The organism is Streptomyces sp. 3N207 (assembly GCF_052246355.1).
In the GTDB taxonomy this organism is placed as follows: Bacteria; Actinomycetota; Actinomycetes; order Streptomycetales; family Streptomycetaceae; genus Streptomyces.
Window position 1 is genome coordinate 12,412 of record NZ_JBQQBV010000011.1, and the last position, 15,705, is coordinate 28,116.

12 protein-coding genes are annotated in these 15,705 nt (G+C 73.0%); 11 read left to right on the forward strand and 1 reads right to left on the reverse strand.

Annotation, left to right across the window (positions count from 1 at the left end; genetic code table 11):
- The first annotated feature begins 19 nt into the window (after positions 1-19).
- The 8 genes from ACTWP9_RS18310 (at position 20) to ACTWP9_RS18345 (ending at position 8,569) form a co-directional block, all read left to right on the forward strand.
- A complete protein-coding gene (locus ACTWP9_RS18310) occupies positions 20-1,108 on the forward strand; it encodes a FecCD family ABC transporter permease (RefSeq protein ID WP_443247268.1) in 1,089 nt (362 codons plus the stop codon).
- Positions 1,105-2,157 (forward strand): FecCD family ABC transporter permease, encoded by a 1,053-nt coding sequence (locus ACTWP9_RS18315; RefSeq protein ID WP_443247269.1) that lies wholly within the window; start codon positions 1,105-1,107, stop codon positions 2,155-2,157. Before ACTWP9_RS18310 ends, ACTWP9_RS18315 begins: the two co-directional genes overlap by 4 nt.
- 88 nt (positions 2,158-2,245) lie before the next feature.
- Positions 2,246-3,088, forward strand: coding sequence for an ABC transporter ATP-binding protein (locus ACTWP9_RS18320; protein ID WP_443247270.1), 843 nt, complete (start codon positions 2,246-2,248; stop codon positions 3,086-3,088).
- Between the two features lie 47 nt (positions 3,089-3,135).
- Entirely contained in the window at positions 3,136-3,489 is a 354-nt protein-coding gene (locus ACTWP9_RS18325; RefSeq protein ID WP_443247271.1) for a hypothetical protein, read from the forward strand.
- 3 nt (positions 3,490-3,492) lie between these two features.
- Complete coding sequence (locus ACTWP9_RS18330; protein ID WP_443247272.1) at positions 3,493-4,299, forward strand: TlyA family RNA methyltransferase; 807 nt, start codon at positions 3,493-3,495, stop codon at positions 4,297-4,299.
- 32 nt (positions 4,300-4,331) lie between these two features.
- Entirely contained in the window at positions 4,332-5,288 is a 957-nt protein-coding gene (locus ACTWP9_RS18335; protein WP_443247485.1) for an NAD kinase, read from the forward strand.
- Between the two features lie 147 nt (positions 5,289-5,435).
- Positions 5,436-7,178, forward strand: a complete 1,743-nt coding sequence (gene recN / locus ACTWP9_RS18340) for a DNA repair protein RecN (protein ID WP_443247273.1) — start codon at positions 5,436-5,438, stop codon at positions 7,176-7,178.
- A 158-nt stretch (positions 7,179-7,336) separates the two neighbouring features.
- Positions 7,337-8,569: a glycosyltransferase family 4 protein gene (locus ACTWP9_RS18345; RefSeq protein ID WP_443247274.1), complete on the forward strand. Its 1,233-nt coding sequence runs from the start codon at positions 7,337-7,339 to the stop codon at positions 8,567-8,569.
- A 54-nt stretch (positions 8,570-8,623) separates the two neighbouring features.
- Here the strand turns inward: ACTWP9_RS18345 and ACTWP9_RS18350 are convergent, their stop codons facing one another.
- Positions 8,624-10,453: a glycoside hydrolase family 15 protein gene (locus ACTWP9_RS18350; protein WP_443247275.1), complete on the reverse strand. Its 1,830-nt coding sequence runs from the start codon at positions 10,451-10,453 to the stop codon at positions 8,624-8,626.
- A gap of 443 nt (positions 10,454-10,896) precedes the next feature.
- Between ACTWP9_RS18350 and ACTWP9_RS18355 the strand changes: the two genes are divergently transcribed.
- From ACTWP9_RS18355 to ACTWP9_RS18365, 3 genes are all read left to right on the forward strand, one after another.
- Entirely contained in the window at positions 10,897-12,546 is a 1,650-nt protein-coding gene (locus tag ACTWP9_RS18355) for a CTP synthase (RefSeq protein WP_443247276.1), read from the forward strand.
- A 5-nt stretch (positions 12,547-12,551) separates the two neighbouring features.
- Positions 12,552-13,190 carry an NUDIX domain-containing protein gene (locus ACTWP9_RS18360; protein ID WP_443247277.1) on the forward strand — a complete coding sequence of 213 codons (639 nt, stop codon included), beginning with the start codon at positions 12,552-12,554 and terminating at the stop codon, positions 13,188-13,190.
- Positions 13,191-13,382: 192 nt separating this feature from the next.
- On the forward strand, positions 13,383-15,668 hold the full coding sequence (locus ACTWP9_RS18365; protein WP_443247278.1) for a tetratricopeptide repeat protein: 2,286 nt from the start codon (positions 13,383-13,385) through the stop codon (positions 15,666-15,668).
- Positions 15,669-15,705 lie beyond the last annotated feature (37 nt).

A 15,705-nucleotide genomic window follows, 5' to 3' on the forward strand; every position in this document is an offset into this window, starting at 1 on the left:
CCCCGACCGGAGCGCGTACGTGACTCTCACCAAGTCCCCGCAGGTCCAAGGGGGTTCAGCGGCGGTACGCCGTGGACAGGGACAGCCGGCGGCCGGGCAGGAACAGCCCGCACGTGCCCGGGCCCCGCTCGCCCGGGCCACCGGGCTGGCGGCAGCCGTGCTCGTCCTGTTGCTCGTCGTCTTCCTCAGCCTCGCCTTCGGCGCCCGCCCGCTCTCGTTCGGCGAGGCGTGGTCGGGGCTCGTCGACAGCAGCTCGGCGAGTTACACCGTCGTCCACGAGATGCGGCTGCCCCGCACCCTCCTCGGCCTGCTCGCGGGTGTCGCGCTCGGCCTGGCGGGCGGCGTCATGCAGGCGCTCACCCGCAACCCGCTGGCGGACCCGGGGCTGCTGGGCATCAACGCGGGCGCGGCGGCAGCCGTCGTCACCGCCATCTCGTTCTTCGGCGTCGCCGGGTACACCGGCTACATCGGCTTCGCCTTCCTCGGTGCCGCCGCCGTCTCCGTACTCGTCTACGCGGTCGGCGGCGGTCGCGGCGCCACCCCGGCCCGGCTCGCCCTCGCGGGGACCGCACTGAACGCCGCGCTGATCTCGTATGTGAGCGCCGTTCAGCTCCTGGACACCGCCTCGCTGGACCGGATGCGGTTCTGGATGGTCGGCTCGCTCGCCCGCGCCCAGGACTCGACGGTCCTCTCGGCCCTGCCCTTCATCGCCGTCGGCACCCTGCTCGCGCTCGTCCTGTCCCGGCCGCTGAACGCGCTCGCGCTCGGCGACGACGCGGCGCGTTCCCTCGGCTCCCGGCCCGCCCGGACCCGCGCCGCAGCCATCGTGGCCATCACCCTGCTGTGCGGCGCAGCGACCGCCGCCTGCGGGCCGATCGTCTTCGTCGGGCTGATGGTGCCGCACATGGTGCGTGCGCTCACCGGTCCCGACCAGCGCTGGATGCTGCCGTACTGCGCAGTGCTGGCACCCGTGCTGCTGATCGGCGCCGACATCATCGGACGCGTGGTGGGCCGGCCCAGCGAACTCCAGGTCGGCATCGTGACCGTCGTGGTGGGCGGGCCGTTCTTCCTCTACTTCGTACGGAGGCGAAGGGTGGCACACGCATGAGCCTCACCGGAATCCGTACGCGTGTCATACGCACCCCCGGCGGCCTCTCCGTCAACTACCGCCCGCGCGCCCTGCTCGTCGGGGTCGGCTGTGTGGTGCTCGCGCTGGTCGCCGCCGTGTTCGCGATCGGCAGCGGCGAATACCCGATGGCGCCCGACGACGTGATCCGCACGCTGCTCGGAGAGGGCGACCCCGCCGACGCGTTCATCGTCAACGAACTGCGGCTGCCCCGCACCGTGACCGCGCTGCTCGTCGGGGCGAGCCTGGGGCTGTGCGGCGCCGTCTTCCAGGCGGTCGTCCGCAACCCGCTCGGCAGCCCCGACATCCTCGGCTTCACCAACGGGGCTGCGACCGGGGCGCTGTTGGTCATCTTCGCCGCGGGCGGCAGCAGCGCACTGCTGGCGGGCGGCGCCGTCGCCGGAGCCGTCGTCACCGGCACGCTGATCTACGCCCTCGCCTGGAAGCGCGGTATGCACGGCTACCGGCTGGTGCTGGTCGGCGTCGGCGCCACCGCCATCCTGACCGGCGTCAACAGCTACCTCATCACCCGCGCCGGCATCACCGAGGCGTCCCGGGCCGTGCTGTGGATGACCGGCAGCCTGGACGGGCGCGGCTGGGGCGACGTACTGCCGCTGGTCTTCGGCATGGTGGTGATCGTCCCCCTGGTGCTGCTCGGCTGCGGACGCGCCCTGCGGATGCTGGAGATGGGCGACGACGCGGCCGGGGCGCTCGGTGTCCGCGTCGAACGCACCCGGCTCGCGCTGCTGGCCGCCGGAGTACTGCTGGTGGCGCTGTCGGCCGCCGCTGCGGGGCCCGTCTCCTTCGTCGCGCTGACGGCACCGCAACTCGCCCGGCGGCTGACCAAGGCGCCGGGTCCCAATCTGCTGCCCTCGCTGTGCATGGGCGCAGCGCTGCTGGTCTGCGCCGACCTGATGGCCCAGCGGGCCTTCGGAGAACATCAGCTCCCCGTCGGCGTGATCACCGGTGTAGTGGGCGGCGGCTACCTGGTGTGGCTGCTGGAGAGCGAGCGCAGGGCGGGACGGATATGAGGGAGTCGAACGTGGTGGTTGCGGCCGTCCGGCCGGTGATCACGGAAGAACGCAAGCACGTCGAGCAGCCAACGGAGGCGGGGACACGATGAAGACCGCGACGGACAACAAGGAGCCGACCTCCGACGGTGCTGCCACAGCGACTGGCGAGCCCCGGCTGACCGGGCATGGACTCACCCTCGCCTACGACCAGCGCACCATCGCCGCCGAGCTCGACGTCGCCGTGCCCGACCAGTCGTTCACGGTCGTGGTCGGCCCCAACGCCTGCGGCAAGTCGACGCTGCTGCGCGCCCTCTCGCGGATGCTCAAGCCCGCCGAGGGACAGGTGCTGCTGGACGGCAGCGACATCGCGGGCATGCCGGCCAAGGCGCTGGCCCGCACTCTGGGCCTGCTGCCCCAGTCGTCCACGGCCCCCGACGGGATCACCGTCGCCGACCTGGTGGCCCGCGGCCGCTACCCGCACCAGGGGCTGCTGCGCCAGTGGTCGCGGGACGACGAGCGGGTGGTGGCCGAGTCCATGGCGGCCACCGGGGTCGAAGAACTCGGCGACCGGTTCGTCGACGAACTCTCCGGCGGCCAGCGGCAGCGCGTATGGATCGCCATGGCGCTCGCCCAGCAGACGCCGCTGCTGCTGCTGGACGAGCCCACCACCTACCTGGACATCGCCCACCAGATCGAGATCCTCGACCTGTGCGCGCGGCTGCACGAGGAGGAGGGCCGGACGCTCGTCGCCGTACTGCACGATCTCAACCACGCGGCCCGCTACGCCACGCACCTGATCGCCATGCGGGACGGCCGGATCGTCGCGCAGGGGGACCCCGGCGAGGTGGTGACGGCCGAGCTGGTGGAGGAGGTCTTCGGTATGCCCTGCCGCGTCATCGACGACCCGGAGACCGGCACCCCCCTGGTGGTGCCCGCCGCGCGGCGCTGAGCCGTCGGACCCGGGGGTCTGTCAGACCCGGGAGGTAGCGTCGGGGCATGAGCGAGTTCGCGCAGGGACCCGGGCCCGGGCACGCCCCCAACCCCGAGCAGCACCTCTCGGCAAGCGGCACCGAGTGGTACGACGAGACAGCGCAGCCCGAGGAGCCGCACGGGCAGGCCGAGCCGGACCACGAAGCGGGCGCCGGAGCCGCCGAGCCCGACGACGGCCCGCGGCCCCTCGGCGTGGGCGTGCGCCCTACCGGATACGCCCCGGTCGACGCCCAGCTGAGGCGGCTGGAGGACGCCGACCACCTCGCCGTCTCCGGCCATCTGGAGGTGTACGAAGATGTCCACCGCGGCCTGCGCGAGGGCCTGGCCGCGCTGGACCGACCCCACACCCCCCGGAGCTGAGCCGTGGCACGACGCCGACTCGACGCGGAGCTGGTGCGCCGCAACCTTGCCCGTTCCCGGGAGCACGCCGCCCAGTTGATCGCCGCGGGGCGGGTCACGGTCGGGGGCAATGTGGCGGCCAAACCGGCCACCCAGGTCGAGACGAGCGCCGCCCTGGTCGTCAAGGCGGACGAGAGCGATCCGGACTACGTCTCGCGCGGCGGCCACAAGCTCGCCGGGGCACTGGACGCCTTCGTTCCCCGCGGGCTGCGGGTGGCGGGCCGGCGTGCGCTGGATGCGGGCGCCTCCACCGGCGGCTTCACCGATGTGCTGCTGCGCGCCGGCGCGGGCCATGTCGTCGCCGTGGACGTGGGGTACGGGCAGCTGGCCTGGTCCTTGCAGAGCGACTCCAGGGTCACCGTCAAAGACCGTACGAATGTCCGGGAACTGACGCTGGAGGCGATCGGCGGCGAGCCGGTGGAACTCGTCGTCGGTGATCTGTCGTTCATCCCCCTGGGGCTCGTGCTGCCCGCGCTCGTCCGGTGCGCCGTACCCGAGGCGGATCTGGTGCTGATGGTGAAGCCACAGTTCGAAGTGGGCAGAGAACGGCTGGGCAGCGGTGGTGTGGTCCGCAGCCCGAAGCTGCGTGCCGAGGCCGTATGCACGGTCGCGGGACAGGCGGCTGCCCTGGGTCTGGGCGCGCTGGGTGTCACCTCGAGTCCGCTGCCCGGGCCCTCGGGAAACGTCGAATACTTTCTGTGGCTGCGTGCCGGGGCCGACGACCTCGACCCGGCCGAAGTCGAGCGAGCGGTGGCGGAGGGGCCCAAGTGACCGAGGACAGCCGAGCGAACGAGCCCTCCGGGATCCGCCCGGTCAGCGCGGAGGTTCCCGTTGCCGAGACCGGAGACCGTACGGTCTTCCTCCTCGCCCACACCGGCAGACCCGCGGCCGTGCGCAGCGCCGAACTGGTCGTCCAGGGGCTGCTGCGCTGCGGGATCGGGGTGCGGGTGCTCGCGGAGGAGGCGGTCGACCTGCCGCTGCCCGACCGGGTGCAGACTGTGACGGCCAAGCCGGACGCCGCAGAGGGCTGCGAGCTGCTGGTCGTGCTCGGCGGGGACGGGACGCTGCTGCGGGGCGCCGAGTTCGCCCGCGCCTCGGGCGTACCGATGCTGGGCGTCAACCTCGGCCGGGTCGGCTTCCTCGCCGAGGCCGAGCGGGACGACCTGGACAAGGTCGTGGACCGGGTGGTCTCCCGCGCCTACGAGGTCGAGGAGCGGATGACCCTCGACGTACTCGTACGCAACGCGGGCTACAACCCGCAGAGCCCCGGCAGCGGCCACATCGTGCACGCCGACTGGGCGCTCAACGAGGTTTCCGTCGAAAAGGCCGCCAGGGAGCGGATGCTGGAGGTCGTCATCGAGGTCGACGGCCGTCCCGTCTCCAGCTTCGGCGGTGACGGAGTGGTGTGCGCCACCCCCACCGGATCCACCGCGTACGCCTTCTCCGCGGGCGGGCCCGTGGTGTGGCCCGAAGTCGAGGCGCTGCTGATGGTGCCGATCAGCGCGCACGCGCTGTTCGCCAAGCCCCTGGTGACCGCGCCCGATTCGGTGCTGGCCGTCGAGGTGCAGCCGCAGACTCCGCACGGGGTGCTGTGGGCCGACGGACGGCGCAGCGTCGAACTGCCCGCCGGGGCCCGGGTCGAGGTGCGGCGCGGCGCGGTGCCGGTACGGCTGGCGCGGCTGCACCATGCCTCGTTCACGGACCGCCTGGTGGCCAAGTTCGCCCTCCCGGTCACAGGCTGGCGCGGGGCGCCGCGGTAGCCAACGAGGGAGAGGCGGAGGCTACGGCGGGACAGGTGGGAGAAAACGGATAAGACACCGCAACCCCCTGCGGATCGGCACACGGCACCGCCCCACGATCCGGCTACCACCCGGACCACAGGTGTGGCCGACGCAGGCAGACCTCGTATGGTCGTATCCGTGTTGGAGGAGATGCGGATCAAAGCCCTGGGCGTGATCGACGACGCCGTTGTCGAGCTGTCCCCCGGCTTCACCGCGGTGACCGGTGAGACCGGGGCCGGCAAGACCATGGTCGTCACGAGCCTCGGGCTGCTGCTCGGCGGGCGCGCCGACGCCGGGCTCGTCCGGGTCGGCGCCAAGTCGGCCCTCGTCGAGGGCCGGATCGCGCTCGCGCCGGAAGCACCGGCCGCGCGCCGCGCCGAGGAGGCGGGCGCGGAGCTGGACGAGGGGGCGCTGCTGGTCAGCCGCACCGTCTCGGCCGAAGGCCGCTCGCGCGCGCATGTGGGCGGGCGCTCGGTGCCGGTCGGGCTGCTGGCGGAGCTGAGCGACGACCTGGTGGCGGTGCACGGCCAGACCGACCAGCAGGGCCTGCTGCGTGCAGCGCGGCAGCGCGAGGCGCTGGACCGCTACGCGGGTCAGGCCGTGTCCCGGCCGCTGGCCGCCTACCAGGAGGCGTACCGCAGGCTGCGTACCGTCGCCGCCGAGCTGACCGAGCTGACCACCCGCGCCCGCGAACGGGCCCAGGAAGCCGACATGCTGCGGTTCGGCATCCAGGAGGTCGAGGCCGCCGAACCGCAGCCCGGGGAGGACGCCGAACTCGCGGCCGAGGCCGAACGGCTGGGCCACGCCGAGGCGCTGGCCTCCGCGGCCACCACCGCGCACGGCGCCCTGGCCGGCGACCCCACCGACCCGGAGGGCGTCGACGCCGCCACCCTCGTCGGGGGAGCCAACCGCGCCCTGGAGGCGGTGCGCAGGCACGACCCGGCGCTCGCCGCGCTCGCCGACCGGCTGGGCGAGGTGCACATCCTGCTCTCCGACATCGCGGGCGAACTGGCCGGATACGCCGACGACCTGGACGCCGACCCGCTCCGCCTCGCCGCAGTCGAGGAACGCCGCGCCGCACTGGTCCAGCTCACCCGCAAGTACGGCGAGGACATCACCGCCGTGCTGGCCTGGTCCGAGCAGAGCACCGAGCGGCTGGCCGAACTGGAAGGCGACGACGACCGGATCGGCGAGCTGGGCGCCGAACGCGACGCGCTCCGCACCGAACTCGCCTCGCTCGCCCGTACGCTGACCGAGGCGCGCGCGGACGCCGCCAAGCGGTTCGCGGACGCGGTCACCGAGGAGCTGTCCGAGCTGGCCATGCCGCACGCCCGGGTCACCTTCGAACTCAAGCACGCCGAGGACCCCGACGGGCTGGAGATCGACGGGCGCACCCTCGCCTTCGGCCCGCACGGCACCGACGAGGTCGAACTGCTGCTCGCCCCGCACCCCGGCGCCCCGCCCCGGCCCATCGCCAAGGGCGCCTCCGGCGGCGAGCTGTCCCGGGTGATGCTCGCCGTGGAGGTCGTCTTCGCCGACTCCGACCCGGTGCCGACCTACCTCTTCGACGAGGTGGACGCGGGCGTCGGCGGCAAGGCGGCCGTCGAGGTGGGCCGCAGGCTGGCGCGGCTGGCCAAGTCGGCGCAGGTGGTCGTGGTCACGCATCTCCCGCAGGTCGCCGCGTTCGCCGACCGCCACCTGGTGGTGCAGAAGACCGACGACGGCACGGTGACCCGCAGCGGCGTCCAGGCCATGGAGGGCGAGGACCGGGTACGCGAGCTGTCCCGGATGCTCGCCGGTCAAGAGGACTCCGAACTCGCCCGCGCCCACGCCGAGGAACTTCTCGAAGCAGCCCGCACCGGAACGTGACGTTCTGCGGCACGCGCGCTGTCACTCGTGTGAGTGAGAGCGTCGGGCGTGCGCCCCACCGTGGCGGCACTCCGGGCTTTACGGCGGCACGGCGGGCCCCCGCGCCTGGCATCCTGGGCAGACCCCGCCCCCACCGCCAGCCAGGGAGCCCGCCTGTCGTGAGCCCGAGCCGTACCCACGCGCCGCGTCGGCCCGCGGTCGGCGCGCGACCGCCGCACGTCGTCCACGTGCTCGGCGGCGGCCCGGCGGCCGAGGGGGCCGAGGCGCCCTCGGCACGGACGGCAGTCCACGCGTGCTCCCTCGCCCGGGGGCTGACCGCACGCGGGGTACGGGTGACGGTGTGCACCCGGCACGACGGCGCGCTGCGGCACGCCTTCACGGAGACCGGCGCGGAGTTCACCGCCTTGCCGGGCCGTACGGAGACGGACGCTGTGGCCCGGCTGCGTACTGTCTGCGCCGACGCCGACCTCGTCCACGCACACGGCCTGCGCGCGGGGCTGCTGGCGGCCTCCGCGCTCGGCAGGCGGCGCGGTGAGGTGCCGCTCGTCGTCACCTGGCACACGCTGCCCACGGCCCGGCCGGAGCACGTCTCCCGCACGGACGCCGCCCGCGAACTGGTGGCCCGGCTGCTCGCGAGGCGGGTGGCCCGCGCCGCCACCGTGGTGCTCGGTACCACCACCGAACTGGTCGACATGGCGCGCCGCAGCGGCGCCCGCGACGCACGGCTAGCGCCGGCTCCCATCCCGCTGGCCCGCGCCGGGACGAGCCGGCCGGGGGACGAGGGCGAGAGCGAGGCCGAGGCCGAAGCGCTGCGGCACAAGGCACGCGCCGGCATCGGCGCCCTCGACCGCCCGCTGGTCCTCACCATCGGCCGGCTCGACGGGCAGCGCGGCCACGACACCGCGCTGACCGCCTCCCGCGGTTGGCGCCACCTCACCCCGCCGCCGCTGCTCGCCGTCGCCGGGGAAGGCCCGCAGCGGGTGGCGCTCCAGCACCGGATCGACGCGGAGAAACTGCCCGTACGGCTGCTGGGGCGGCGGGACGACGCGTTGCGGCTGCTGGCGAGCGCCGACATCGCGCTGCTGCCCACCCGGTGCCGGGGGCGCTCGCTGGTCGCCCAGGAAGCCCTGCGTGCCGGTGTGCCGCTGGTTGCTGCGGACGGTGGCGGCGTTCCCGAACTGGTCGGCACCGCCGCCGTGCTGGTGCCGAGCGGCGACGCGGACTCCCTCTCCGCCGCCGTCCTCGCCCTCCTCGCCGACCCGGCCCGCCGCGCCGCACTCGCCGCCGCGGGCCGCGAGAGGGCCCGCACCTGGCCGACCGAGGACGACGCCGCGGCCCAAGTGCTCAGCGTCTACGACGAAGTCAGCGGCTCGGCCGCAGGTGCCGGCTGAGCCGGTCGGACTTCGTCTGCCGATCGCGCTTGGACGACTGCGTCCGGAGACGGCTCAGACCCCGTACGCTCCCGACGCCGTCAGACGCAGTGCGGTGTCGATCAGCGGGACATGGCTGAACGCCTGCGGGAAGTTGCCGACCTGCCGCTGGCGCACGGAGTCCCACTCCTCCGCCAGCAGACCCACGTCGTTGCGCAGGACCAGCAGCTTCTCGAACAGCTTCCTGGCCTCGTCCACCCGGCCGATCATCGCCAGGTCGTCGGCCAGCCAGAACGAGCAGGCCAGGAAGGCCCCCTCCTCGCCCGCGAGCCCGTCCACGTTCTCGGCGGTGCCGTGCTCGCCCGCCTCGCTGCTGGTGGGGTAGCGCAGCACGAAGCCGTCCTCGGTGGTCAGCTCGCGCTGGATGGCCTCGATGGTGCCGATGACCCGCTTGTCGTCCGGCGGCAGGAAGCCCATCTGCGGGATCAGCAGCAGCGAGGCGTCCAGCTCCTTGGAGCCGTAGGACTGGGTGAAGGTGTTCCGCTCCTTGTCGTAGCCCTTCTCGCAGACCTGGCGGTGAATCTCGTCACGCAGGGCCCGCCAGCGCTCCAGCGGCCCGTCCACGTCGCCCGACTCGATGAGCTTGACGGTACGGTCGACGGCCACCCACGCCATCACCTTCGAGTGCACGAAGTGCCGGCGCGGGCCGCGCACCTCCCAGATGCCCTCGTCCTTCTCCTCCCAGTGGTTCTCCAGGTAGCCGATCAGCTTGAGCTGGAGCAGCTGGGCGTAGTCGTTGCGCGCCAGGCCCGTCATATGGCCCAGGTGCAGCGCCTCGACCATCTCGCCGTACACATCCAGCTGGAGCTGGCCCGCGGCGCCGTTGCCCACCCGGACCGGCGTGGAGCCCTCGTACCCCGGCAGCCAGCTCAACTCGGCCTCGGACAGCTCACGTTCGCCCGCGATGCCGTACATGATCTGGAGGTTCTCCGGGTCGCCGGCGACCGCGCGCAGCAGCCATTCGCGCCAGGCGCGCGCCTCTTCGCGGTAGCCGGTGCGCAGGAGGGAGGAGAGGGTGATGGCCGCGTCCCTCAGCCAGGTGAAGCGGTAGTCCCAGTTCCGCACCCCGCCGATCTCCTCGGGCAGCGAGGTGGTCGGCGCGGCGACGATCCCGCCGGTGGGCGCGTAGGTCAGCGCCTTGAGCGTGATCAGCGAGCGGACCACGGCCTCCCGGTAGGGCCCGTGGTAGGTGCAGGTCTCGACCCACTCGCGCCAGAAGTCCTCGGTGGTGCGCAGCGCCTCCTCCGGCTCCGGAAGCTCCGGTGCCTCCCGGTGCGACGCCTCCCAGCTGATGGTGAACGCCACCCGGTCGCCCGGGCCGACGGTGAAGTCGGAGTAGGTCGTCAGGTCCTTGCCGTAGGTGTCGGCCTCGGTGTCCAGCCAGACCGAGTCGGGCCCGGCGACGGCCACCGTGCGCTGCCCCACCTTGTGCACCCACGGCACGACCCAGCCGTAGGAGAACCGCATCCGCAGCGCCGAGCGCATCCGCACCCGCCCGCTGACGCCCTCCACGATCCGCACCAGCTGAGGTGCGTGGTTCTCACGCGGAGGCATGAAGTCGATGATCCGGACGGTACCCCGCGGGGTGTCCCACTCCGATTCGAGAACGAGAGAGTCCCCCCGGTAGCGGCGGCGGTCGGCCTGCGGTGGGTCACCGCCGGCCGGGTGGGCCGGGCCCACCCGCCAGAAGCCGTGCTCCTCGGTGCCGAGCAAGCCGGCGAACACCGCATGGGAGTCGAAGCGGGGCAGACAGAGCCAGTCGACCGTGCCGTCCCTGCCGACAAGGGCCGCGGTCTGCATATCCCCGATGAGTGCGTAATCCTCGATGCGCCCAGCCACGTGCATCTCCAGTCGAACGAACTACGACGCCCCCGCGGGACGTGCTGGATGACCTGTGTGTTTCTGCCTGTCCCAGGGCGATTGTCCGTGCTGTCCCAGGCAAGTGTCCGTGAAGGATACGACGCAGTGAACCCTTCCGCTCGACGGTCGGCTTGGCGCAGCTGCGCCGTTGAGGTGACCTTCGCTGCTGCGTTCTGCCGACGCTTACCTGCTGCGACTCCTCCCTCACGCTGGGACGCGCCCAGTCGCTCACCGACCCGGCAGGGGCCCTCGGCAGCCGCACCGCTCCGGAGGCACTGTTACGCTGGTAGCCCGTGGAGCGGTGGGCACGCGAACGCGATCTGTTCGAGACGACAGCCCCCCGAACCGCAGCGAGGCCACCTCGGACACCCGACCCAGGATGCAGCCTCCGCACCCCACCAAGCGACCACGGGAGCCCCCTCTTGGCCATGCCGCCTACGTCCATGACGACCAAGCACCTCTTCGTCACCGGGGGTGTCGCCTCCTCGCTCGGCAAGGGGCTCACCGCCTCCAGCCTGGGCGCGCTCCTGAAGGCGCGCGGCCTGCGGGTCACCATGCAGAAGCTCGACCCCTATCTGAACGTCGACCCGGGCACGATGAACCCCTTCCAGCACGGTGAGGTGTTCGTCACCAACGACGGCGCCGAGACCGACCTGGACATCGGCCACTACGAGCGCTTCCTCGACGTCGACCTCGACGGCAGCGCCAACGTCACCACAGGGCAGGTCTACTCCACGGTCATCGCCAAGGAGCGGCGCGGCGAGTACCTGGGCGACACCGTGCAGGTCATCCCGCACATCACCAACGAGATCAAGCACCGCATCCGCCGGATGGCCACCGACGATGTGGACGTCGTCATCACCGAGGTCGGCGGCACCGTCGGGGACATCGAGTCGCTGCCCTTCCTGGAGGCCGTCCGCCAGGTGCGGCACGAGGTCGGTCGCGACAACGTCTTCGTCGTGCACATCTCGCTGCTGCCCTACATCGGCCCCTCCGGCGAACTGAAGACCAAGCCCACCCAGCACTCCGTCGCCGCGCTGCGCAACATCGGTATCCAGCCGGACGCCATCGTGCTGCGTGCCGACCGCGACGTGCCGATCTCCATCAAGCGGAAGATCGGGCTGATGTGCGACGTGGACGACGCCGCCGTGGTCGCCTGCAAGGACGCCCGCTCCATCTACGACATCCCCAAGGTCCTGCACTCCGAGGGCCTGGACGCCTATGTCGTCCGCAAGCTGGACCTGCCCTTCCGCGACGTGGACTGGACCCAGTGGGACGACCTGCTGCGCCGCGTCCACCAGCCGGACCACGAGGTGACGGTCGCGCTGGTCGGCAAGTACATCGACCTGCCCGACGCCTATCTGTCGGTCACCGAGGCACTGCGCGCAGGCGGCTTCGCCAACAAGGCCCGCGTCAAGATCAAGTGGGTCACCTCCGACGACTGCCGCACCCCGGAGGGCGCCAAGCGCCGGCTCGGTGACTGCGACGCCATCTGCATCCCCGGCGGCTTCGGCGAACGCGGCGTGGACGGCAAGGTCGGTGCCATCACCTACGCCCGCGAGAACCGCGTCCCGCTGCTCGGCCTCTGTCTGGGCCTGCAGTGCATCGTCATCGAGGGCGCCCGCAACCTGGCGGGCATCAAGGACGCGAACTCCACCGAGTTCGACCAGAGCACCGCGCACCCGGTCATCTCCACCATGGAGGAGCAGCTCGACATCGTCGCCGGTGAGGGCGACATGGGCGGCACCATGCGGCTGGGCATGTACCCGGCCAAGCTCGCCGAGGGCTCCATCGTGCGCGAGACCTACGGCGGCGAGCCCTACGTCGAGGAGCGCCACCGCCACCGGTACGAGGTCAACAACCACTACCGCACCGAGCTGGAGAAGAAGGCCGGTCTGGTCTTCTCCGGCACCTCGCCCGACAACAAGCTCGTCGAGTACGTCGAATACCCGCGGGACGTCCACCCCTATCTGGTCGCCACCCAGGCCCACCCCGAGCTGCGCTCCCGCCCGACCCGCCCGCACCCGCTCTTCGCCGGCCTGGTCAAGGCCGCCGTCGAGCGCCGGCAGGGGGAGTGAGCACCATGGCCAGCCGCATTGCCGACACCCCCGAGGAGTGGGAGGTCACCGCGACCTCCGAGCCCTTCCGGGGCAACAAGACCGGGGTCCGTACCGACCAGGTCGTCATGCCCGACGGCTCCGTCGTCAGCCGCGACTACCAGACCCACCCCGGGTCCGTCGCCATCCTGGCCCTCGACGACCAGGACCACGTCCTGGTCCTCAGCCAGTACCGGCACCCGGTCCGCGAGAAGCTGTGGGAGATCCCGGCCGGGCTGCTGGACGTGCCCGGCGAGAACCCGCTGGCGGCGGCCGTGCGGGAGCTGTACGAGGAAGCCCACGTCAAGGCCGAGGACTGGCGGGTACTCGTCGACGTCTACACCACCCCCGGCGGCAGCGAGGAGGCCGTACGGATCTTCCTGGCCCGCCAGCTCTCCGAGATCGAGGGCGAGCGCTTCGAGGTCGCCGAGGAAGAGTCCGAGATGGAGCTGGCCCGGGTGCCGCTGGAGGAGCTGGTGCGGGGCGCGCTGGCCGGGGAGCTGCACAACAACTGCCTCGTGGTGGGGGCCCTGGCGCTGAGCGCCGCGCTGTCGAGCGGTGGCGGGCTGGGCGCTCTGCGGCCCGCCCAAGCGCCATGGCCCGCGCGGCCGTTCGACCCGATGTAACGGCAGCCCACCACCCCGTCCGCCTGTCCCTGTGAAGAGGGCGGGTGGACGGGGACGGTCACCTGAGCCGATGTGGTGATTTTCGGGACGGGCGCGGCAACCAATGGCGGCTGTCCCCCCTACGCGGTGAACTACGCTCGCAACCATTCCTCCGCGCACACACCAGGTGAACAGCGAACGGGAGCGTAGCCCGTGACAGATCAGGCGGTGCAGCCCACGACGGCGGGGCCGGCCCCGCGCCCTTTCACGGGACCCCACCCCTTCACAGGCCGCGACCGCGAACTCCGCGCCCTGCACGAGGACATCGAACGCGCGGGGCTGCACACCATCTCCGGCCGCCCCCTCCCGCAGAGCCGGGTGCTGCTGATCGCCGGGGCGCCCGGCTCCGGCCGTACCGCTCTGGCCGAAGAGTTCGTCCGCCGGATCGCCGACCGCTACCCGGGCGGGGTGCTGCGGGCCCGTCTCACCGATCCCGGCGGCACCCGGGTCCCCGCCGAACGCACCGCGCGCGACCTGCTGGCGGCCCTCGCCCCGCAGGACGGGACAACCGGGACAACCAGGACAGCCGGGGAAACCAGGGCGTCCGTGGCGACGGCTCCTGGCACACCGCCGCCCGGCGCCGACGAATCCGTCGTCACCGAGACGCTGCGCGCCGCTCTCGTCCGCCGTGGCCGCGTCATCCTGCTGCTCGACGACGTGGCCGACTCCGACCAGGTGCTCGACCTGGCGCCGGAGAGCCGGGACTGTCTCGTGGTCGCCGTCTCCTCCGGACCGCTCACCGATGTGCCGGATGTGCGCCCCTGCACTCTGGGCGGTCTCGACCGGGCCGCGGCCGTCGCTCTGCTGGCCCGGTACGCAGGCTCCGCGCCCCGCATCACCGTGGATCCGCGCAGCGCCGAGGCGTTGGCCGAGCTGTGCGGCGATCTCCCCGCGGCGCTCACCCTGATGGGCGGCTGGCTCGGCGCACACCCCAAGCTCTCGGTGCTCGACGCCGCCACGAGGCTGGCCGGGAGCGAACAGGTCGCCCCGGACGGCGAGGAGGCAGCTCAGCCCTCGGCACCCCGGCCCCCGGCGCCGCGAGCCCCGGCGCAGCCCGCATCTCATTCGTCCTCCGCACCCCTCGCGCGGGCCTTCCGGCTCGTTCACGATTCGCTGACCCGCCCGCACGCGCGCCTGCTGCGGCTGCTCTCCCTCGCGCCGGCCGGCGTCGTCGACCCGCAGCTGGCCTCGGCGCTCGGCGGCTGCTCGGTGAGTACCGCGCACGCGGCCCTGGACGCGTACGTACGGCTCGGTCTGCTGCGTCCGCTCGACGGTGAAGGCGATGAAGGCGGCGACGGCGGTGGCAGCAGTGATCGCTATCAGGTGCCGGGCTGCCTGGATCCGCTGCTGCGCACGGAATTGGCGGCGCACGAGCGTCCGGGCGAGGTGCTGCTGGCCCGGGCGCGGATGCTGGAGCGGCTGGTACGTCAGCTCCAGGCGTGCCGCGCGGTGTGCGAACCGGCGGGGTCCGAGGCGCGCAAGGAGCTGGCGGGAATGCCGCGGGCGCTGCGCTTCCTGCACCCGCTGGAGGCGCGGGCCTGGCTGGAGGCACGGCGGCCCGCGCTGCTGTCGGCGGCCCGGATGGCCGTCGCGGAGGGGGAGGGGGAGCTCGACACGCTCGCCCGCCGGCTGGTCTCCGCGCTGGCCCGGGCCTTCGACGCGCACCGCGATCCCGAGGAGGCGGCGCCCGAGCTCTACCGGCTGCACGAGCTGGTGCTGCGGGTCGCCGAGCGTAACCGTATGCACCGGGAGCGTGCCGCGGCGCTGCTCAACCTCGGGGATCTGGACGCCCGGACGGACCGGTTCGAGGGAGCCCTCGTCCGCTACCGCACGGCGCTGGACGCGGCCCGTCAGGGCAACGACGAGCGGGCGGCGGGCCGGGCCCTGGAGTCGCTGGGCGACAGCTATGCGGAACTGGACGACTGCGACCGGGCCGCCGACTGGTACGGCAGGGCGCTCGCGCTGCGGCTGGCCCGGGACGAGCGGGCCGACCGGGAGGCCACGGCACGGCTGCACGGCCGGATCGGCACCGTTCACGCACAGGCGGAGCGCTGGGAGGAGGCGCTGCGGTCCTGGCGGGCCGCGGCGGCGGTCTTCCGCAGGCTCCGGGAACCCGGCGCCCAGGCGCGGGCGCTGGCGGAGGCCGCCCAGGTGCAGGAGCGCGCCGGGTGGCCGCAGGACGCGCTGCGTACCTGGGGGCAGGCGCTGGAGGTCTCCAGGGGAGCGGAGGACGTGGGGCTGGAGACGGCGCTGGAGCTGCGGGCGGCGGACGCCTGTGCGCGGGTGGGCGACCTGCGTGCGGCCCAGCGGCACCGTGCGGCAGCCGCGCGTCTGCGGGGCTCGTCGGCGCGTGCCGCCACGGCGGACCCCGGGCCGGGACGCCGGGAGGAAGCGGAACCGGTTCTTGGGTACCCGGCGGGCAGTGACGAGGGCCACTGAGCGACTGTCCGGAGCCTCATCTGCGGTGCTGGCAGGG

Bases quoted from the DNA above. Each gene is read 5' to 3' on its own strand.
- ACTWP9_RS18315 (WP_443247269.1), top strand. From the start codon at position 1,105: ATGAGCCTCACCGGAATCCGTACGCGTGTCATACGCACCCCCGGCGGC.
- ACTWP9_RS18355 (WP_443247276.1), top strand. From the start codon at position 10,897: ATGCCGCCTACGTCCATGACGACCAAGCACCTCTTCGTCACCGGGGGT.
- ACTWP9_RS18325 (WP_443247271.1), top strand. From the start codon at position 3,136: ATGAGCGAGTTCGCGCAGGGACCCGGGCCCGGGCACGCCCCCAACCCC.
- ACTWP9_RS18360 (WP_443247277.1), top strand. From the start codon at position 12,552: ATGGCCAGCCGCATTGCCGACACCCCCGAGGAGTGGGAGGTCACCGCG.
- ACTWP9_RS18350 (WP_443247275.1), bottom strand. From the start codon at position 10,453: ATGCACGTGGCTGGGCGCATCGAGGATTACGCACTCATCGGGGATATG.
- recN (WP_443247273.1), top strand. From the start codon at position 5,436: ATGGTCGTATCCGTGTTGGAGGAGATGCGGATCAAAGCCCTGGGCGTG.
- ACTWP9_RS18320 (WP_443247270.1), top strand. From the start codon at position 2,246: ATGAAGACCGCGACGGACAACAAGGAGCCGACCTCCGACGGTGCTGCC.